Genomic DNA, 20,173 nt, shown 5'->3' on the forward strand with positions numbered 1-20,173 from the left:
CCGTCCCCCTCCCCACTCGCACGCGGGTTCACGATCGAGGGCCGATCGAGGACTCTCGGTCGCTTCGGCGTCGCTTCGACCGCGAACGGCCGGTACCGGCCCGCACACGCGGGGACGCACAAGACTCAACGCTTATGAGGGGGCGGTCCAAACCCCAGCACGTTACGGAGACCTATATGAGCGATTGGATAGCGATTGGCGCCTTGGCGGTCGTCGGCCTGCTCATCCCGATAGCGATGATGACAGTGTCGGCGCTGCTCCGTCCGAGCGTGCCTGAGACCGGTAAAAGTACCACCTACGAGTCCGGCGAGACCCCGACGGGCGGAACCCGCATCCGGTTCAACATCCAGTACTACATGGTCGCGCTGTTGTTCGTCGTGTTCGACATCGAGACCGTGTTGCTGTTCCCGTGGGCTGTCATCTACCGCCCGGCCGTCCAGGCCGGCGTGCCGATGGCCGACCTGCTGTGGCCGATGTTGGCCTTCGTCGGAATACTCGCGGTCGGACTCGTCTGGGCGTGGCGGTCGGGGGCGATCAGCTGGGCCCGCAGCCCCCGCGCGACCAGCAGAAAAACGACGGAGGACATCAACTAATGAGCAGCGATCAACCGTTTATCACCGACGAATCGCAGGTCGTAACCGAGACGAGGGACGCCCGGATGACCGGGCAGGGGGACCGGTTCAACTCCCGGCTCCGCGAGGCGTTCGGCTCCTCGCCGTTCATCCTCACCAAGTTCGACAAGTTCCTGAACTGGTGTCGGGGCTCCTCGATGTTCATGCTACAGTTCGGTATCGCCTGCTGTAGCATCGAGATGATGCACACCTACGCGGTGAAACACGACCTCGACCGCTTCGGGTCGGGCGTCCCCCGCGCCTCGCCGCGGCAGGCCGACGTGATGATCGTCCCCGGGACGATCGTCTCGAAGTTCGCTCCGCGGATGAAGCGCGTCTACGACCAGATGCCCGAGCCGAAGTTCGTCGTCGGCATGGGCTCGTGTACCATCTCCGGCGGCCCGTTCCAGGAGGGGTACAACGTGATCAAGGGCGCCGAGGAGGTCATCCCGATCGACATCCACGTCCCCGGCTGCCCGCCCCGCCCCGAGGCGCTCGTGTACGGCGTCGTGAAACTACAGGAGCGCGTCGCCAACGGCGAGGCCGCGCCCGTCACCGTCAAGCCGTACGAGCTGGAGGAGTTCTCGGACCTCGAACGCGACGAGCTCGTCGACAAGCTGGCCGACCAGATCGACGACGACGAACTCGTCATGCGGTACAACTTCGCTGATTCGCCATGAGCCTCGAACGACCAGACAGAGTCGACGACGACGCCGTCGAGCGCACCCCCGACGAGCTGGAGGCGCTGCTCGGCGACCTCGTCGTCGACCGCGACGACCATCTGAACGCGCCCGGGTTCGTCATCCGCCCGGACACCGTTCAGGAAACGCTTCGGACCCTGAAAGAGCAGGCGGGGTACGACCACCTCTCCGTGGTCTCCGCACAGGAGTACGAGAACCGCTACGAGTCCATCTACCACCTGAAGAAGTACGACGATCCGACCCAAGAGGTCAGCATCGTCGTGCCCGCCGACAAGGACGACCCCGTCTCCGAGTCGGCCGAGCCCGTCTTCCGCACGGCCGACTGGCACGAGCGGGAGGCGTACGACCTGATCGGGATCGAGTACGACGACCACCCCGACCTCCGTCGGATCCTGCTCCCCGAGACGTGGCAGGGCCACCCCCTGTCGATGGACTACGACAAGGACCGGCCGCAGATCGCCACGCTGCCGGAGCACGCGAACCCGCTGGAGGACCACCACAAGGACGCCGAGTCCGACACGATGTTCCTCAACATCGGGCCGCACCACCCCGCGACCCACGGCGTCCTCCACCTGAAGACGGTGCTCGACGGCGAGCAGGTCGCCGACGTTGAGCCAGACATCGGCTACCTCCACCGCAGCGAGGAGCAGATGGCGCAGTCCGGGACGTACCGCCACCAGATCATGCCGTACCCCGACCGCTGGGACTACATCTCGGCGGGCCTGCTCAACGAGTGGGCGTACGCCCGCGCGGCCGAGGACCTCGCGGACATCGAGGTGCCCGAGTACGCGCAGGTCATTCGGACGATGGGCGCGGAGATGTGCCGGATCGCCGCGCACATGCTCGCGCTCGCGACGTTCGCGCTCGACATCAACGGCGACTTCACGGCGACGTTCATGTACGCCATCAACGACCGCGAGCGCGTCCAGAACCTCTTGGAGGACCTGACGGGCCAGCGGCTGATGTTCAACTACTTCCGGCTCGGCGGGGTCGTCTGGGACCTGCCGGAACCGCGCGAGGAGTTCTTCTCGAAGACCCGGGACTTCCTCGACCAGCTCCCGGAGTCCGTCGAGGAGTACCACAACCTGATCACCTCGAACGAGGTGTTCCAGATGCGGACCATCGACACGGGCATCCTGCCGCCGGAGGTCGCGAAGAACTACGGCGCGACCGGCCCCGTCGCCCGCGGCTCGGGGGTCGACTACGACCTCCGCCGCGACGACCCGTACGGCTACTACGACGAGCTCGATTGGGACGTCGTCACCGAGGACGGCGGCGACAACTTCAGCCGCCTGCTCGTCCGGATGCGCGAGGTCGAGGAGTCCGCGAAGATCATCGAGCAGTGCGTCGACCTGCTCGAGGACTGGCCCGAAGACGAGCGCAACATCCAGGCGAACGTGCCGCGCACGCTGCGCCCGGACGACGACACGGAGATCTACCGCGCCGTCGAGGGCGCGAAGGGCGAACTCGGCATCTACATCCGCGCGGACGGCACGGACAAGCCGGCGCGGTTCAAGATCCGGTCGCCGTGCTTCTCGAACCTCCAGACGCTGCCGGAGATGGCGAACGGGGAGTACATCCCCGACGTCATCGCGGCCCTCGGTAGCCTCGACGTCGTTCTCGGGGAGGTGGACCGCTGATGGGTACGGCCCCCGCACAGCTGTTCCCCGAGTTCATCGTCGACACGCTCGGGCTCGACAGCGTCATCGGCGAGGTCGCGGCCTCGCTGGTCGCCGCCTTCGTCGTCGGAAACATCATCCTCGCGTTCACGGGCGTCGCGGGCCCGTGGGCGAAACGGAAGATCACGGCGGCGTTCACCGACCGGATCGCGGTCGACCGGATCGGCCCGTTCGGCCTGCTCATCATCCCGGCGGCCGCGATCCAGCTCCTCGCGAAGGAGCTGATCATCCCCGAGGGCGTCGACCGCCCTTCGTGGGACATCGCGCCGATCATCCTGCCGTCGTCGGCGCTGCTCGGCTTCTCCGTGATCCCGATGGGCCAGCTCGGTCCGATCAACCTCCACCTCGCGGACCCCGAGGTCGGGTTCGCGCTGGTGTTCGCGTTCGCGTCGATCGCCTCGGTCTCGCTGGTGATGGCCGGCTACGCGTCGAACAACAAGTACTCGCTCCTCGGCGGTCTCCGCGCTGTCGCGCAGAACCTCGCGTACGAGATCCCGCTCATCGTCACGGCGATGTCGGTCGTGATCTTCTCCGGCACGCTCCAGATGAGCGGCGTCGTCGGCGCGCAGACGGAGACGCTCGTGACGATCGCCGGCGTCTCGATCCCGTCGTGGTACGCCCTCGTGAACCCGTTCGCGTTCGTGCTGTTCCTCACGGCGAACATGGCGGAGATCGGGCGGAATCCGTTCGACATCCCCGAGGCGCCGACCGAGATCGTCGGCGGGTACCAGACGGAGTACTCCTCGGCGTACTTCGTCCTCTTCTACCTCGGCGAGTTCGTCCACATCTTCCTCGGCGGGGCGATCCTCGCCGTGACGTTCCTCGGCGGGGCCTCCGGGCCCGGTCCGGAGAGTATCAGCTTCATCTGGTTCGTGGTGAAGATCTGGGGCTTCTTCCTGTTCACGCAGTGGGCCCGCGCGGCGCTGCCCCGCGTCCGTATCGACCAGCTGATCGAAATCGGCTGGAAGGGAATGCTGGTGCTGTCGTTCGCGAACCTGGTGCTCACGGCCGTAATCGTGGGGGTGATCGCGTAACATGATTGGACTCATGAAATCCATGGCGACGACGATGAAGCACGCGCTGGACGGGAATACGTTCACGGTGGAATACCCGGAGGACGCGCCCGAAGTGAGCCCGCGGTTCCGCGGGGTCCACAAGTTCAGCCAGGAACGGTGTATCTGGTGTCGGCAGTGCGAGAACGTCTGTCCGAACGACACGATCCAGATCGTTCAGGACGACCAGCGCAACGGTGAGCAGTACAACCTCCACATCGGGCAGTGCATCTACTGCCGGCTCTGCGAGGAGGTCTGTCCCGTCGACGCGATCCTGTTGACGCAGAACTTCGAGTTCACCGCCGACACGAAAGACGACTTCGTGTTCAACAAAGAACAGCTCAAGAACGTCCCGTGGTACAAGGGGATCGACCCGCTGGAGTCCCGCAATCCCGATCGCGGCGCGTGGATCGGGGAGGGTGACGGCGAGGTCGACTACCAGTAGCGGGCTCGTCTCGAAATCTTCAAAGGGGTTCTCATAGGAGACAAACACAATGGTTTATCCTACCATCGCGTTCGGGCTGTTCGCCGCGGTTACGCTGGCGTTCGCCCTCGGGGTCGTCCTGGCGCGCGACGTGTTCCACGCCGCGCTGCTACTGGGCGGAGCCCTCACGAGCGTCGCGGTGCACTACGTGATGCTGCGGGCGGAGTTTATCGCCGCCATGCAGATCCTCGTCTACGTGGGCGGGGTTCTCATCTTGGTCACGTTCGCCGTGATGCTCACGCGATCTGATTCTGAAACGGAGGTGAGTAGCGCGTGAGCAACGACGAGAGCCGCGGGTCGCGGATCGCCCCCGCGGTCGCCGTGGGCGCCCTGTTCGCCGTGCTGGCCGCGACGATCAACGCGGCGACGTTCGGCTTCGAGGAGGTGGGCTTCCCGGCTGACGCTTCGATCGTCCACAACCTCGGGTACGCCCTGTTCAACCTCGGCGCGTACGACATCGCGACCATCCCCGCGGAGGGGTTCCTCGCGGCCTTCCTGATCGCCGCGGTCGCGCTCGATGTCGCGGTCGACGGCGCCGTCTACCTCGCGAAACGCGAGGAGGACGGGTCGGTCATCTCGGCGGTCGGACAGGCGTTCACGGACGGCGGACGCGACGGAGGTGACCGGCAGTGACCGCCGTCGCGTCCTCCATTCCGCCGTCGTGGTACCTGCTGCTGGCGGCGGCCGTCTTCTGCGTCGGTCTGTTCGGCGTGCTGACGCGCCGGAACGCGCTGTACTTCCTCATGAGCGTCGAGCTCATGATGAACGCGGCCAACATCAACTTCGTCGCGTTCGCGCTCTACTACGGCGACCTCACGGGGCAGGTGTTCGCGCTGTTCGTCATCGCGCTCGCCGCCGCCGAGGTCGCCATCGGCATCGGCATCATACTCGTGTTATACCGTAACTTCGGCACGACAGACGTGACTGTTCCCGCGGAGATGAGGTGGTAAGATGGTGAACGCATTCGCATACGTCCCGGCGATCGTGCTCCTCCCGTTCTTCTCGTTCCTGGTCGCGCTCGGCGCGGGCAGGTACCTCCCGAAGGGCGGCGCGTTCGGCGGTATCGCCGCGACCGCGGGCTCGTTCCTGCTGTCGATCTGGGTCGCGGCGACCGTCGCGGGCGGACGGGCGTACAACGAGACGCTGTACTACTGGGCGAGCGAGGGCGGTGCCGGCATCGGCCCGACGGACATCGAGCTCTCCTTCGGCGTCCTGATCGACCCGCTGTCGGCGCTCATGCTCGTCATCGTGACGCTCGTGGCGCTTCTCGTCCACGTGTTCTCGCTCGGCTACATGAACGACGAGGGCGAGACCGGCCTGCCGCGCTACTACGCCGGCCTCGGTCTGTTCACGGCCTCGATGCTCGGGTTCGTCGTCGCCGACAACCTCCTGATGGCGTTCATGTTCTTCGAGCTGGTCGGGCTCTGCTCGTACCTGCTCATCGGCTTCAATTTCCGGGAGCCGGGCCCGCCGTCGGCGGCGAAGAAGGCGTTCCTCGTCACCCGCTTCGGCGACTACTTCTTCCTCGTCGGCGTCGTCGCGGTATTCGCCACCTTCGGCACGGCGCAGTTCGCCGGTCCGGAGTCGTTCCCGGCGCTCGCCGACGCGGCGCTCAACGGCTCCGGCTCGGTCGCGTGGACGCCCGGCGGCGTCGAACTCGGGACGTGGCTGACCGTCGTCGGCCTGCTCGTCTTGGGCGGCGTGGTCGGGAAGTCCGCGCAGTTCCCGCTTCACACGTGGCTCCCCGACGCGATGGAGGGCCCGACGCCCGTCTCGGCGCTGATCCACGCCGCGACGATGGTCGCGGCCGGCGTCTACCTCGTCGCGCGGATGTACGGGTTCTACGTGCTGACGCCGACGACGATGGCGGTCATCGCCTTCATCGGCGGCTTCACGGCGCTGTTCGCTGCGACGATGGGGCTCGTGAAAAACGAGCTGAAGCAGGTACTCGCGTACTCCACCATCTCCCAGTACGGGTACATGATGCTCGCGCTCGGCGCGGGCGGGTACGTGGCCGCGGTCTTCCATCTGACCACCCACGCGTTCTTCAAGGCGCTGCTGTTCCTCGGCGCCGGGTCGGTCATCATCGCGATGCACCACAACGAGGACATGTGGGACATGGGCGGGCTGAAGTCGAAGCTGCCCGTCACCTACTACACCTTCCTCGCCGGGTCGCTGGCGCTCGCGGGAATCTTCCCGTTCGCTGGCTTCTGGTCGAAAGACGAAATCCTCTACGAGGCGCTCGTCCACGGCCTCAACGACCCGCTGCTGCTCGGCGGCTACCTGATGGGGCTGCTCGCGGTGCCGGTCACCGCGTTCTACACCTTCCGGATGGTGTTCCTGACCTTCCACGGCGAGCCCCGCAGCGACACCGCGCGCGACCCCGTCCCGGTCCGCTGGAACGTGAAGGGGCCGCTGACGGTCCTCGGCTCGCTCGCGGTCGTCACCGGGTTCATCAACATGGTGCCGGTCCAGAAGGTCCTCGGCATCGAAGGGATCGACCTGCTTCACCTGTGGCTCGACAACCACTGGGGCGGCATCGAGGGCCTCTCCTCGCACCACTACGCCGACTTGGGTCCCTACAGCAGCGGCTACCTCGTCGGCGGTGAGACCGGGACCGTCCTCGTCGGCGCGGCCGTCTCGCTCGGCTTAGCGCTGCTCGGACTCGGACTCGCCTGGCGGCTCTACAACGTGCCGTCGCCCGCGGAACACACCGCCAAGCTCGGCGGCATCAAAGACGTGCTGTACAACAACTACTACCTCGACGAACTGCAGGTCTGGCTCGCGTATCGCACGGAAGACGTCGCGGGCGGCGCGAACGTCTTCGATCAGGGAATCATCGACGGCGTCGTGAACGGCGTCTCCTCGGTGAGCCTCACCGGCGGCGGTCGGATCCGTCAGCTCCAGTCGGGGATCGTCTCGCAGTACGCCGCCCTGCTCACCTTCGGACTCGTCGCGCTGTTGCTCGTGCTCGGCGCGACCGGGGGGTGGTTCCTGTGATACTCGAAGCGCTCATGGCGGCCGCCTTCGTCGGCGCGCTGACCGTGTTCCTCGCGCCCGACGAGTGGGCCGGCCGCTTGTCGTTCGCGATCAGCCTGATCCCGTTCGTCGGCAGCCTCTACCTGTGGTCCGGCTTCGAGGCCGGCGGCAACGCCCTGCTGGGCGGGGAGATAGCGTACGCGACGCAGATCGAGTGGCTCGAAGTCGGCGGCCGCAGCGTCTCGTGGTTCGTCGGCCTCGACGGGATCAGCCTCCCGCTGTTCGTGCTCACGACGTTCCTCGTCCCGCTGGCGATCGTCAGCGCGTGGACGCCCGTGGACTCGCGGCAGAGCCAGTTCTACGGGCTCATGCTGTTCATGGAGGCGAACCTGCTGGGCGTGTTCGCCGCGCTCGACTTCTTCCTGTGGTTCGTCTTCTGGGAGGCCGTGCTGGTCCCGATGTACTTCCTCATCGGGATCTGGGGCGGTCCGCGCCGCAGGTACGCCGCGATCAAGTTCTTCGTGTACACGAACGCGGCGTCGCTACTGATGTTCATCGGCTTCATGAGCCTCGTGTTCGCGCTCGGCGACTCGGTGTCGTCGTTCGCCTTACCCGAGATCGCGCAGGCGATCGCCGCGGGTGACTTGGGCACGTGGTTCGGCATCGCGCCGGACCGCCTCGCCCTGTTCGCGTTCCTCGCGATGTTCCTCGGGTTCGCGGTGAAGGTCCCGATCGTGCCGTTCCACACGTGGCTGCCGGACGCGCACGTTCAGGCGCCGACCCCCGCGTCGGTGCTGCTGGCGGGCGTCCTCCTGAAGATGGGGACGTACGCGCTGCTCCGGTTCAACTTCACGATGCTGCCCGACCAGGCGTCGATGCTCGCGGTTCCGATCGCGGCGATCGCCGTCATCAGCGTCATCTACGGCGCGATGCTGGCGCTCGCACAGAAGGACCTCAAGCGCATCGTCGCGTACTCGTCGGTCTCGTCGATGGGGTACGTCATCCTCGGGCTCATCGTGTTCACCGAGTACGGGGTCGGCGGCGCGACGTTCCAGATGGTCGCGCACGGCCTCATCTCGGGACTGATGTTCATGGCGGTCGGCGTCATCTACAACACGACCCACACGCGGATGATCGGCGACATGGGCGGCATGGCCGACCGGATGCCGGTCACCGTCGGGATCCTCGTCGCCGGCGCGTTCGGCTACATGGGGCTCCCGCTGATGGCCGGCTTCGCGGGCGAGTTCTTCATCTTCGTCGGCTCGCTGTCCGCCCCGTCGCTCCCGTACGCGCCGGTGTTCACGGCGCTCGCGATGTTCGGTATCGTCATCGTCGCCGGCTACCTGCTGTCGGCGATGCAGAGTACGCTGTTCGGTCCGTTCGAACTGGAGACCGACTACGACGTGGGGCCCGCGCCGTTCCACGACGTCGCCCCGCTCGCGGTGCTGCTGGTGGCGATCATCGTGCTCGGCGTTGCGCCCGACATCTTCTTCGAGATGATCCGCGACGCTGCCCTACCCGTGGTAGAGGGGGTGACGATCAATGGTTAACGGCCTGCCCGGCGTGACGGCGCTGCTGCCGGCGCTCCTGCTTGCCGTCACCGGTCTCGCGCTGCTCTTGGTCGACACGGTCCGGCCGGACGCGCGGTCGAACACGTCGATGGCGGTCGTCGGCGCGATCGGGTCCCTCGCCGCGCTCGCGGCGAGCGTCTGGCTCACCGCCAGCGGCGGTGTGAGCCCGGACGGCGGCGCGGTGTTGCTGTTCGCGGACGCGGTGAAGGTGGACACGCTGTCGCTGTTCTTCACCGCCATCTTCGCGTCGGTGACCGCGCTGGTGCTCGTCGCGGCCCACGACTACTTCCACGACCACGACAACCCAGCGGCGTTCTACTCGCTCGTGACGTTCGCCGCGACCGGCATGGCGCTTCTGGCGGTCGCGAACTCGCTCGCGGTCGTGTTCGTCGCCTTAGAGATGGTGTCGCTGCCCTCGTACGTGCTCGTCGCGTACCTCAAGCAGAACCGCGGGAGCGTCGAGGCGGGGCTGAAGTACTTCCTCGTGGGCGCGCTCTCGTCGGCTATCTTCCTGTTCGGCATCTCGCTCGTGTACGCCGCGACGGGCTCGCTGATCCTCGCCGACATCGCGTCGGCCTCGATCGACGGGCTGGCCGGCGTGCTCGGCGTCGGCGTCGTGATGATGATCGGCGGCGTCGCCTTCAAGACGGCCTCCGTCCCGTTCCACTTCTGGGCGCCGGAGGCGTACGAGGGCGCGCCCGCGCCGGTGAGCGCGTTCCTCTCGTCGGCCTCGAAGGCCGCCGGGTTCGTCGTCGCGTTCCGCGTGTTCACCGAGGCGTTCCCGCTGGAGATGGCGGCGTCGGCGAACGTCGACTGGATGCTCGCGTTCGCGATCCTCGCGGCCGTCACGATGACGCTCGGTAACTTCGCGGCCGCGGTCCAGGAGGAGGTCAAGCGGATGTTGGCCTACTCCTCGATCGGGCACGCCGGATACGCGCTCATCGGCGTCGCCGCGCTCACGGTCGACGGGCCCGCCAACGGCACCGTCATGGGCGCCGCGATGGCGCACCTGCTCGTCTACGGGTTCATGAACACCGGCGCGTTCCTCTTCGTCGCGATGGCGGAGCGGTGGGGCGTCGGCCGCACCTTCGCGGACTACGCGGGGCTCTGGCGGCGCGCGCCGGTCGCCTCCGTCGCGATGGCCGTGTTCATGTTCTCGCTGGCGGGGCTCCCGCCATTCGCCGGGTTCTTCTCGAAGTACTTCCTGTTTCAGGCGGCCATCGACAACGGCTTCCTGTGGCTCGCCGGGCTCGGCGCGATAAACAGCGTCGTGTCGCTGTACTACTACAGCCGGGTCGTGAAGGCGCTGTTCCTGGACGACCCCGCGTCGCCGAGCGCGCTCGACGCGATCGACGTGCGGCCGACGGCGCTGTACGCCGCGGTCATCTTCGCGGCGGTCGCGACGGTGCTGCTCCTGCCCGGCTTCGGGCCCGTCATCGAGACGGCCGAAGCGGCGGCCTCCGCGCTGTTCTGACCGGCGGCTCCGCAGCGCTGAGCGGTCCGTTCCGCCGGTCGATTTCTGTTTCCGCTGTTCTCCGCGTCACCACTCACCGCGCCCCGGAGGGCGGTTTCGGTCGCCGAACCCCGCACCGCCGACCACAGATACTCATTCGTTCGCCCCGTTACTGTGTTCGTGTCCCGGAGCCACACCTATCGGTGTCTGAACTGCCTCGACGCCACCGTCACGCGCACCTTCGACACGTCGCACTTGTCCCGGACCTGTCCGGACTGCGGCTCGTTCGAGCGGTTCGCGAACGAGGCGGTGATCGAGCGGTTCGAGTCGCTGGAGGCGTCGCCGCCGGCGGAGTTCGACTGGGACCGACTGGAGCGGCGGGAGAAGCTGCTCGTCGCCGAGCGCCTCGCTCGCACGGACAAGACGCTCGCGGACTTCGACGTGGCGGTCGACGAGGAGGCGGCGGAGGGACGAACGACACCCGAGCCGGGCGACGCGTAGCTACCGCGCGTACAACTTTTCGCCGAGGAGGTCGGCGAGTCCGACGCCGTCGCCGGGCGTGATCGCCACGTAGGGGCGGTCGATAGGACCGAACACGTCGACGACGCGGCCGACCGTCGAGAGCGACTCGTCGACGATGCTCGCGCCGATCCGGGGCGGATCGTTGCCGGCGTCGCCGCGGGCGATCGCGAGTCCGCCGGCCGTGCGGACGACGGTGCCGACGCGCCGCACGGTTACTCCCGGAGCACGCCGAGGTACGCGGCGATCGCCTGAACGAGGTCGTTTTTCGCGGTGTCTTCGGTGCCTTTGACGACGACGGAGCCCCGTGGCTCGAACTCCCGGGAATACGTCGCGTCGCGCTCGACGACCGCGTCGTAGCCCACCTGCTGGACGGCTTTCGCTATCTCGTCGACGGTCGGCGCTTCGACCGCCAGATCCGTCGGGACGCGGCGCCCCTCGGACCGCGACAGCTCGGCGTCGAAGTATGCGGGGTAGACGACGTTCTCGACCATACCGGATACCTTCGCGCGCGGCGTAAGGTCGTTTCGGACCGCCGCCGGGCGCGTTCAGGGGACCCGGAACTCGAAGCGCGCCCCGCCGTCCTCGGCGGCGAGCGCGTGCGCGCTCCAGCCGTGGGCCTCGGCGATGCGCTCGCTGATGGCGAGTCCCAGTCCCGTCCCCGACTCGTCGGTCGTGAACCCGCTCTCGAACACATTGTCGGCGTCGTCCGGGAGCCCGCTCCCGTCGTCTTCGACGTAGAAGCCGTCGGCCGCGGTCCCGTCGTCGCGACGCGTCAGCGCTCCGACGCGGACCGAGAGCGGCTCGTCGGGGGAGTCGCGGCCGTGGTCCGCGCTGTTCCGGTAGACGTTCTCAAGCAGCTCGCAGAGCCGCGTCCGGTTCGCGTCCAGCGTCGCGTCCGTCTCGACGTCGAGGGTCGCGTTCGCCATGTCGACGCACTCCCACGCCTCGCGCGCGACGTCCACCACCGAGACGGACTCGGTCTCTCCCACCGAGCGTCCCTCCCGGGCCAGCGACAGGAGGTCCGCGACGAGTTCGTCCATCCGCCCGAGCGCGTCCGCGGCCTTCTCTAGGGGCGCCGTGTCGTCCGTCTCGCGGGCGAGGTCGACGTACCCCTCCGCGACCGACAGCGGATTCCGGAGGTCGTGCGAGACGATGGACGCGAACTCGTCGAGTCGCTCGTTCTGCCGCCGGAGAGTCTCCTCGCGCTCCCGTCGGTCGGTGACGTCGGTGTAGATGGCGTATCCGGCCGCGTTGGCGGCGTCGAGGTGGATCGGAATGACGTGGAGGATGAAGTGACGCGGCCCCTCCGCGGTGGTCCGGGTCACCTCCCGGCGGACGTTCTCGCCGCACTGTAAGCGCTCGTTGAGGTCGTCGGCCTCCGACTCGGCGTCGGGGGGGACTATGTACTCGTCGATGGACTCGCCGAGCACGGTCTCGGCCTCGTAGCCGAACGTCGCCTCGAACGCGTCGTTCACCTGTCGGGCGATCGGCTCGCCGTCGACGTAGTCGTAGGCGACGGCGGGATCCGGTACGTTCGTGAACAGCGCGAGCAGCCTGTCGCGTTCGGTCCGGAGCGCCTCCGTGACCCCGATCCGGTCGAGCGTCTCTTCGAGGTGGGAGGCGAGCAGCTCCGCCAGCCGGCGGTCGGCGTCGTCGAACGCGTCGCCGTCGTCGACTCCGTCGGCGGCGAGCTGGAAGACGACATCGTCGCCCACGGGAACGGTGAGCAGCGTACCGAACTGGCCCTCTGGGTTCGGGTTCGGGGCGATCGACGCGTCGCCCGTCTGGACGGTCCTGCCGGCCACGCCGGCGCCGACGCGGACCCGGTTACAGTCCTCGACGGGCGTCCCGCTGGAGGCGACCACGGGCTCGACCCACTCGCCGTCCCGAACGGCGACGACGGCGTGATACTCCGGAAACACCTGCTCGGTGACGGCGATGGCCGCCCGGTACGCCTCGTCGACCGACCTGACGGCGGCGAGCTCCGCCATCCCGGCGTTGAGCTGTTCGATTCGCGACGGGGTCCGGGTCGGCTTCGCCCGGACGGTCGACCGTTGATCCCGGGCGAGCAGCCACGAGACCGTCTCCGAGAGCGCCTCGGGCGTTCCGGCGACCGCGTCGACGAGCGGGTCCGTCGCGGTCCGGCCCGTCGGATCGTCGACGTACGCGATCACGTACTCGACGGCCTCGGCCGAGCGGACCCGGTCGAGCCCCGCCTCGTCGGTGACGGCCGCCACGTCGACCTCCGCGAGGCGCTCCTCGTCGACGTCGGCGGGAACTGTCGCGTGGGTCTCGACCGCGACCGGTCCGTCGTCGCCGCGGTTCTCTGGGTCGGCCCCCGACTCGACCTCGTCGGTGAGTCGGGGGTCGTCTGCGAGCACGAGAACGGACGCGCGCTCACCCAACGCAGGAGTCACAATTGTACGAATTAGTACACGCCGAGAGCATAAAACTTCGTACCGATCTCCGCAGTCGGGCGGCCCCGGCCGTCCCGCGCTCCGCCCTCCTCGCCGGCGACGAGCGACCCCGGAACCCTTTTGGAGCAACACGGGCCACGTTCGTGTAATGAGCGATCTCGAAGCGGAGTACCGTCTCGACTACTTCGAGGAGGAGGGGTTCGAGCGCAAGGAGTGTCCCTCCTGTGGCGCGCACTTCTGGACCCGCGACGGCGACCGCGACCTGTGCGGCGAGCCGCCCTGCGAGGACTACAGCTTCATCGACGACCCGGGCTTCCCGGAGGCGCACTCGCTGTCGGAGATGCGCGAGGCGTTCCTCTCCTTCTTCGAAGACAACGGCCACGAGCGGATCGACCCGTACCCGGTCGCCGCGAACCGCTGGCGCGACGACGTGCTCCTGACGCAGGCGTCGATCTACGACTTCCAGCCGCTCGTCACCTCGGGACAGACGCCCCCGCCGGCGAACCCGCTGACCATCTCGCAGCCCTGTATCCGGATGCAGGACATCGACAACGTCGGCAAGACGGGCCGGCACACGATGGCGTTCGAGATGATGGCCCACCACGCGTTCAACACGCGCGAGGAGGTCGACGAGGACGAGTACGCCTACCACGGCGAGGTGTACTGGAAAGACGAGACGGTCCGGTACTGCGACGAGCTGTTCGAGAGCCTCGGCGCCGACCTCGAAGAGATCACTTACATCGAGGACCCGTGGGTCGGCGGCGGTAACGCCGGCCCCGCCATCGAGGTCATCTACAAGGGCGCCGAGCTGGCGACGCTCGTCTTCATGTGTATGGAGCGGGACCCCGACGGCGACTACGAGATGAAAGACGGGAACTCGTACTCGTTCATGGACACGTACATCGTCGACACCGGGTACGGGTTAGAGCGGTGGACGTGGATGAGCCAGGGGACCGCGACCGTGTACGAGGCCGTCTACCCCGACGCGATCGACTTCCTGAAAGACAACGCCGGTGTCGAGCACACCGAGGCCGAACGCGAGATCGTCCACCGCGCCGCCAAGCTCTCCGGCCGGCTCGACATCGACGACGTCGACGACGTGGAGGCCGCCCGCGGCGAGATCGCAGACCGGCTCGACGTGGACGTCGACCGACTGCGCGAGCTGGTGGAACCGCTCGAAGCGATCTACGCGATCGCCGACCACTCGCGGACGCTCGCGTACATGTTCGGCGACGAGATCGTCCCGTCGAACGTCGGCACGGGCTACCTTGCCCGGATGGTGCTCCGCCGGATGAAGCGCCTCGTCGACGAGGTCGGCGTCGACGCGCCGCTCGACGAGCTGGTCGACATGCAGGCCGAGCGGCTCGGCTACGAGAACCGCGACACGATCCGCGAGATCGTCCGCAGCGAGGAGCGGAAGTACGAGCGGACGCTGGAGCGCGGCGCCCGCAAGGTCGAACAGCTCGCCGACGAGTACGCCGGCACCGGTGAGCCGATCCCGACGGGGGAGCTACTGGAGCTGTACGACTCCCACGGGATCCAGCCCGACATGGTCGCCGACATCGCCGACGAGCGCGGCGCGACCGTCGACGTGCCCGACGACTTCTACGCGCTCGTCGCCGACCGACACGAGGAGGGCGACGCCGCGGGAGAGAGCGACGAGCGCGACGAGCGGCTCGCCGACCTCCCCGAGACGGAGAAGCTGTTCTACGACGACCAGGGACGCACGGAGTTCGAGGCGGTCGTCCTCGACGTGCTGGAGGCCGAGGGCGGGTACGACGTGGTGCTGGACCAGACGATGTTCTACCCCGAGGGCGGCGGTCAGCCGGCCGACCGCGGCCACCTCACGGTCGGAGAGACCACCGTCGACGTCGACGACGTTCAGGAGGTCGACGGGGTCGTGCTCCACCGCACGGACGCGGACCCCGGCAAAGGCGAGTTCGTCACGGGGCAGGTGGACGGCGACCGCCGCGACCGACTGCGCGCGCACCACACCGCGACGCACCTGATCGGTCACGCCGCCCGCGAGGTGCTCGGCGACCACGTCCGGCAGGCTGGCGCCCAGAAGGGAACCGACTCGGCGCGGCTCGACGTGCGCCACTTCGAGCGCATCGACCGCGGGGACGTGAAGGCGATCGAGCGCGTCGCGAACGAGTTGGTCCGCGACGACGTCCCCGTCCGCCAGGAGTGGCCCGACCGCAACGAGGCGGAGGCCGAGCACGGCTTCGACCTGTATCAGGGCGGCGTCCCGCCGGGAACGAACGTCCGGCTGATCCACGTCGGCGACGCCGACGTTCAGGCCTGCGCCGGCACGCACGTCGCCCGCACCGGCGAGATCGGCGCCGTGAAAGTGCTGAAGACGGAGCCGGTACAGGACGGCGTCGAGCGCATCGTCTTCGCGGCCGGGGCCGCGGCGGTGGAGGCGACCCAGCGCACCGAGGACGCGCTGTACGACGCGGCCGAGGTCCTGGACGTGGACCCGCTCGACGTGCCGGACACCGCCGAGCGCTTCTTCGAGGAGTGGAAGGCCCGCGGCAAGGAGATCGAGTCGCTCAAAGAGGAGCTCGCGGCCGCGCGGGCCGCCGGCGGCGCCGACGCCGAGGCGGTCGACGTCGCCGGGACGACAGCGGTGATCCAGCGGCTCGACGGCGACGCCGACGAACTGCGCGCGACCGCGAACGCCCACGTCGACGACGGGAAAGTCGCGGTGATCGGCAGCGGCGCGGACGGCTCCGCGAGCTTCGTCGTCGGCGTCCCCGATTGCGTCGACGTGAACGCGGGGCAGGTCGTCTCGGAGCTCGCCGGGCGCGTCGGCGGCGGCGGCGGCGGGCCGCCGGACTTCGCGCAGGGCGGCGGCCCGGACGCGGACGCCTTAGACGACGCCCTCGACGCGGCGCCGGACGTGCTCCGCAGCCTTCAGGAGGCCTGAACGCAGCCAGTTCGCCACTATGCCGCACGCGACCAACGCCGGGACCGAGATCCGGTACGAGGTGGACGCCCCCGACACCGGCGACGGCGACGAGGCGGTGGTGTTCTGCGGCGACGTCGGGCTCGGCGCCTGGCAGTTCGGCTGGCAGCACGCGGCGCTCGCCGGTCCACACACCGTGATCACCCCGGAGACGCGCGGTGTCGGGCGGTCCGACGCCCCGCCCGGCCCGTACGCGGTCGGGGAGCTCGCGGCCGACGTGGACGCGGTGTGTGCCGCCGAGGGGATCCGAAACGCTCACCTTGTCGGCTACGGGCTCGGCGGGATGGTCGCGCTGACGGCCGCGGCGAGTTCCTCGCGGCCGGCGAGCGTCGCGCTCGTCGGGACGCCGCCCGCGGGGGACGCCTACAACCCCGACGGCGTCTGGGCCCCCCCGGCCGATCCGGCCGCGGTCGAGGGGTCGCTGAACGGCCTCCTCTCGCTCGACTTCTGTGAGGCCCACCCCGACGCGCTCTCTCGGATCGCGGAATGGCGCCTCGCGGAGGACGCCGACCGCGAGACGTACGAGGCGCACCGCGCCGCGATCGAGGGGTTCGACCTCACCGGTCGCCTCCACGAGATCACCACGCCCGCGCTCGTCGTCCACGGCACCGACGACACGGTCTGTCCGGCCACGGCCGTGGAGACGCTCGCGGAGGGGCTCCCTCGCGGGGAGCTCCACGGGATCGACGGGGCGCGCCACCTCGTCGGGGTCGAGGCGTCGGCCGCGGTCAACGACCTCCTCGTCGGCTGGCTCGCCGAACACGCGGCCGGCCGGTTCGAGTAGGCGCGGCGTTCGGGGCCGCGCGACGCCCGCGTCCGCGTCGTCGGCCGGGGCGTCCGGCGTCGCAACCGTTTTGTGACTCTCGCCGAACCCTTCACCTGATGACTCGCCTCCGGTTCGCCCTGCTGAACGCCGCCCACGACGGTGCGAACACCCGGCGGAACTTCCGCAGAGAGCTCGACGCCGACCTCGTCGAGTTCGACGCCGTCGCGGGAGACCTCCCCGATCACACCGAGTTCGACGGCGTCGTGGTGACCGGGTCGCGCTCGTCGGTCTACTGGGACGAGGCGTGGATCCCGCCGCTCGTCGACTACGTCGCCGAGGCCGCCGACGCGGGCGTCCCCGTCCTCGGCGTCTGTTACGGTCACCAGGTGCTCGCGGAGGCGCTCGGCGGCCGCGTCGCGGGCATGGACGGGTTCGAGATCGGCTACAACGAGATCCGCCGACCTCGCGACGACCCGCTGTTCGAGGGGATCGACGAGACGTTCACCGCCTTCACCACCCACGGCGACGCAGTCGTCGAACTCCCGCCGTCAGCGACGCTGCTCGCGGAGAACGACCGCGGCGTCCACGCGTTCCGCGACGGCCACTGCTGGGGGGTCCAGTTCCACCCGGAGTACGACATCGACACGGCCCGCGACGTGACCGACGGTAAGCGGGATCAGATCGGTGACGCCCGCGTGGACGGCGTCCTCGAGTCGATCACGCCCGACGCCTACGACGCCGCCTGCGAGGCGAAGCAACTGTTCGAGAACTTCACCGGTTACGCCGAGCGGTTGGCGGCCGAGCGGGCGGAGCAGGCGGCCGCGGACGACTGAGCGGGTCGACCGGTTCGACGGAGGCGCGACCGCCGCGCCGCTCGGCCGGCACGACCGACGCGACGACTGACCGGCGCGATTCCACGCCGTCCGCCCGCGGCCCCCGGTCGAACACCCTTATACGGTTCCCGTCCCGAACTCGGGTATGAACGTAGTACCGGACACGAGCGCGGTCGTCGACGGCCGCGTGTCCGAACGCGTCGCGGACGGGACCTACGAGTCGGTCACCGTGTTCGTCCCGGAGGCGGTCGTCGGCGAGTTGGAGTCGCAGGCGAACGACGGGCTCGAATCCGGCTGGGACGGGCTCAGCGAACTCAAGCGGCTCGCGGACTACGCCGACGACGGGACGATCGAGCTGCGGTACGTCGGCGAGCGCGCGAGCGGCGACGCCCGCTCGAACGCACACGAGGGCGACGTGGACGCGCTGATCCGCGACCTCGCCGCCGACCACGACGCGACGCTCCTCTCCAGCGACGTGGTTCAGGCCGAGGTGGCCCGCGCGAAGGGGCTCGATGTCGAGTACGTCGAGCCCGTCGCCCGCGGCGTCGTCGACGAGCTGCCGATACAGGACTTTTTCACCGACGAGACGATGTCAGTCCACCTCAAGACGGGGACCGTCCCGAAGGCGAAACGCGGGGCGCTCGGCGAGATGCGCTACGTCGAGATCGCGGACGACCCCACCGACGAGGCGCAGCTGCAGGAGTGGGCGAACTCGATCGTCGACCTGGCCCGCCAGTCGAGCGAGGGGTTCATCGAGCTCTCTGACGACGGGATGGACATCGTCCAGTTCCGCAACTACCGGATCGCGGTGGCGCGCCCGCCGTTCGCCGACGGCGTCGAGATCACCGCCGTCCGCCCCATCGCGAAGACGGACCTCGACGACTACGAGTTCGCCGACGAGCTCCGCGACCGGTTCGCGGAGCGGAAACGCGGGGTCCTCATCTCGGGCTCGCCCGGCGCCGGGAAGTCGACGTTCGCGCAGGCGGTCGCGGAGTTCCTGAACGACAGCGACTACGCGGTGAAGACGATGGAGAAGCCCCGAGACCTCCAAGTCGGTCCCGAGATCACGCAGTACGGCGCGCTCGGCGGCGAGATGGAGAACACCGCCGACTCTCTCCTCCTCGTCCGGCCGGACTACACCATCTACGACGAGGTCCGGAAGACGAACGACTTCGAGGTGTTCTCCGACATGCGTATGGCTGGCGTCGGCATGGTCGGCGTCGTCCACGCCTCCCGCGCCATCGACGCGCTCCAGCGGCTCGTCGGCCGCGTCGAACTCGGGATGATCCCGCAGATCGTCGACACCGTCGTCTACATCGAGGCCGGCGAGGTCCACACGGTCTACGACGTGACGACGGAAGTGAAGGTGCCGGCGGGGCTCACCGCCGAGGACCTTGCCCGTCCGGTCATTCAGGTGTCGAACTTCGAGACCGGTCGGCCGGAGTACGAGATATACACGTTCAACCGGCAGGTCGTCACCGTCCCACTTGACGAGGACGGCGGCGAGGCGGGGAGCGAGACGGGCGTCGGCCGCATCGCGAAAAAGGAGATCGAACGCGAGATCCGCTCGGTCGCGCACGGCCACGTCGAGGTGGAGCTGAACGGCGACGACGAGGCGGTCGTCTACGTCACCGAGGGCGACATCGGCACGGTGATCGGGAAGGGCGGCGGCCGCATCGCCGACATCGAGAACCGCCTCGGGATCGACATCGACGTCCGCACGCACGACGAGAAGCCCGGCGGGTCCGGCGGCGGTCCCGCCGGCGGCCCCGAGAACGGGCACGGCGACGGGCAGGTCGGCGCCGAGCGCGGGACGGTGGTCGCGCCGGAGATCACCTCGCGTCACGTCGTCATCGACGTCGACGACGAGGTCGGCGAGACGGTCGAAGTGCGCGCGGACGGCGAGTACCTCTTCACCGCCACGGTCGGGCGCGGCGGTGAGGTTCAGGTCTCGCGCGGCTCGGCCATCGCCGAGGAACTGGAGGACGCGATCGACCGGAACCGGACCGTGACGGTCGTCCCGGCGCGGTGAATCCCGCAACCGGCCGTTCGGGTCGGACGTAGCCGCCCGACGGCCGTCCGATCGCCCCGCTGGCTGGCGATCGCATCCACGCCAGACGTTTTCGCTCGCTGTCAC

The 20,173-nt window shown here is 68.7% G+C and carries 19 protein-coding genes; 16 read left to right on the top strand and 3 right to left on the bottom strand.

Going from position 1 to position 20,173, the window contains the following annotated elements:
- Positions 1 to 176 precede the first annotated feature (176 nt).
- The 12 genes from Z052_RS09245 to Z052_RS09300 all read left to right on the top strand — a co-directional run bounded on the left by Z052_RS09245 (position 177) and on the right by Z052_RS09300 (position 11,031).
- Positions 177 to 593 (top strand): NADH-quinone oxidoreductase subunit A, encoded by a 417-nt coding sequence (locus tag Z052_RS09245; protein ID WP_004596397.1) that lies wholly within the window; start codon positions 177 to 179, stop codon positions 591 to 593.
- Positions 593 to 1,291: an NADH-quinone oxidoreductase subunit B gene (locus Z052_RS09250; protein ID WP_006113007.1), complete on the top strand. Its 699-nt coding sequence runs from the start codon at positions 593 to 595 to the stop codon at positions 1,289 to 1,291. Before Z052_RS09245 ends, Z052_RS09250 begins: the two co-directional genes overlap by 1 nt.
- Entirely contained in the window at positions 1,288 to 2,952 is a 1,665-nt protein-coding gene (locus Z052_RS09255; protein ID WP_049931227.1) for an NADH-quinone oxidoreductase subunit D, read from the top strand. Before Z052_RS09250 ends, Z052_RS09255 begins: the two co-directional genes overlap by 4 nt.
- The gene (locus tag Z052_RS09260) at positions 2,952 to 4,025 is read left to right on the top strand and encodes an NADH-quinone oxidoreductase subunit H (protein WP_049931226.1); all 1,074 of its coding nucleotides are present in this window, start codon (positions 2,952 to 2,954) and stop codon (positions 4,023 to 4,025) included. The genes Z052_RS09255 and Z052_RS09260 overlap by 1 nt, the downstream gene beginning before the upstream one ends.
- Before the next feature lies 1 nt (position 4,026).
- The gene (locus Z052_RS09265; RefSeq protein WP_049931224.1) at positions 4,027 to 4,488 is read left to right on the top strand and encodes an NADH-quinone oxidoreductase subunit I; all 462 of its coding nucleotides are present in this window, start codon (positions 4,027 to 4,029) and stop codon (positions 4,486 to 4,488) included.
- 49 nt (positions 4,489 to 4,537) lie between these two features.
- A complete protein-coding gene (locus Z052_RS09270) occupies positions 4,538 to 4,804 on the top strand; it encodes an NADH-quinone oxidoreductase subunit J (RefSeq protein ID WP_049931222.1) in 267 nt (88 codons plus the stop codon).
- Positions 4,801 to 5,160, top strand: coding sequence for a hypothetical protein (locus Z052_RS09275; RefSeq protein ID WP_049931220.1), 360 nt, complete (start codon positions 4,801 to 4,803; stop codon positions 5,158 to 5,160). Before Z052_RS09270 ends, Z052_RS09275 begins: the two co-directional genes overlap by 4 nt.
- Positions 5,157 to 5,477: an NADH-quinone oxidoreductase subunit NuoK gene (nuoK, locus tag Z052_RS09280; RefSeq protein ID WP_049931218.1), complete on the top strand. Its 321-nt coding sequence runs from the start codon at positions 5,157 to 5,159 to the stop codon at positions 5,475 to 5,477. Before Z052_RS09275 ends, nuoK begins: the two co-directional genes overlap by 4 nt.
- Position 5,478: 1 nt before the next feature.
- Positions 5,479 to 7,527 (top strand): NADH-quinone oxidoreductase subunit L, encoded by a 2,049-nt coding sequence (gene nuoL, locus Z052_RS09285; RefSeq protein WP_049931216.1) that lies wholly within the window; start codon positions 5,479 to 5,481, stop codon positions 7,525 to 7,527.
- 14 nt (positions 7,528 to 7,541) lie between these two features.
- Entirely contained in the window at positions 7,542 to 9,056 is a 1,515-nt protein-coding gene (locus Z052_RS09290; RefSeq protein ID WP_094580576.1) for a NuoM family protein, read from the top strand.
- Positions 9,049 to 10,551 carry an NADH-quinone oxidoreductase subunit N gene (locus tag Z052_RS09295; RefSeq protein ID WP_049931213.1) on the top strand — a complete coding sequence of 501 codons (1,503 nt, stop codon included), beginning with the start codon at positions 9,049 to 9,051 and terminating at the stop codon, positions 10,549 to 10,551. The genes Z052_RS09290 and Z052_RS09295 overlap by 8 nt, the downstream gene beginning before the upstream one ends.
- A 159-nt stretch (positions 10,552 to 10,710) precedes the next feature.
- Positions 10,711 to 11,031, top strand: a complete 321-nt coding sequence (locus tag Z052_RS09300; RefSeq protein ID WP_049931211.1) for a hypothetical protein — start codon at positions 10,711 to 10,713, stop codon at positions 11,029 to 11,031.
- Here Z052_RS09300 and Z052_RS09305 read toward each other — a convergent pair whose 3' ends face one another.
- Genes Z052_RS09305 through Z052_RS09315 form a run of 3 tightly spaced genes read right to left on the bottom strand, consistent with a single transcriptional unit; the run spans position 11,032 to position 13,469 of the window.
- A complete protein-coding gene (locus Z052_RS09305) occupies positions 11,032 to 11,262 on the bottom strand; it encodes an H/ACA ribonucleoprotein complex subunit GAR1 (RefSeq protein WP_089307899.1) in 231 nt (76 codons plus the stop codon). It lies immediately after the preceding gene.
- A 2-nt stretch (positions 11,263 to 11,264) separates the two neighbouring features.
- A complete protein-coding gene (srp19, locus tag Z052_RS09310; RefSeq protein ID WP_004596410.1) occupies positions 11,265 to 11,543 on the bottom strand; it encodes a signal recognition particle subunit SRP19 in 279 nt (92 codons plus the stop codon).
- Between the two features lie 54 nt (positions 11,544 to 11,597).
- On the bottom strand, positions 11,598 to 13,469 hold the full coding sequence (locus Z052_RS09315; RefSeq protein WP_094520382.1) for a PAS domain-containing sensor histidine kinase: 1,872 nt from the start codon (positions 13,467 to 13,469) through the stop codon (positions 11,598 to 11,600).
- Positions 13,470 to 13,617: 148 nt separating this feature from the next.
- On the opposite strand from Z052_RS09315, the gene alaS reads away from it, so the two are divergent.
- The 4 genes from alaS (at position 13,618) to Z052_RS09335 (ending at position 20,068) form a co-directional block, all read left to right on the top strand.
- Positions 13,618 to 16,398 (top strand): alanine--tRNA ligase, encoded by a 2,781-nt coding sequence (gene alaS / locus Z052_RS09320; RefSeq protein ID WP_094520383.1) that lies wholly within the window; start codon positions 13,618 to 13,620, stop codon positions 16,396 to 16,398.
- Positions 16,399 to 16,417: 19 nt separating this feature from the next.
- Entirely contained in the window at positions 16,418 to 17,221 is an 804-nt protein-coding gene (locus tag Z052_RS09325) for an alpha/beta fold hydrolase (protein WP_094520384.1), read from the top strand.
- 98 nt (positions 17,222 to 17,319) lie between these two features.
- Positions 17,320 to 18,036 carry a type 1 glutamine amidotransferase gene (locus Z052_RS09330; protein ID WP_094520385.1) on the top strand — a complete coding sequence of 239 codons (717 nt, stop codon included), beginning with the start codon at positions 17,320 to 17,322 and terminating at the stop codon, positions 18,034 to 18,036.
- A gap of 145 nt (positions 18,037 to 18,181) precedes the next feature.
- Complete coding sequence (locus Z052_RS09335; protein ID WP_094580572.1) at positions 18,182 to 20,068, top strand: PINc/VapC family ATPase; 1,887 nt, start codon at positions 18,182 to 18,184, stop codon at positions 20,066 to 20,068.
- Positions 20,069 to 20,173: the final 105 nt, after the last annotated feature.

Source organism: Halorubrum sp. C191, assembly GCF_002727095.1.
Lineage (GTDB): Archaea > Halobacteriota > Halobacteria > Halobacteriales > Haloferacaceae > Halorubrum > Halorubrum ezzemoulense.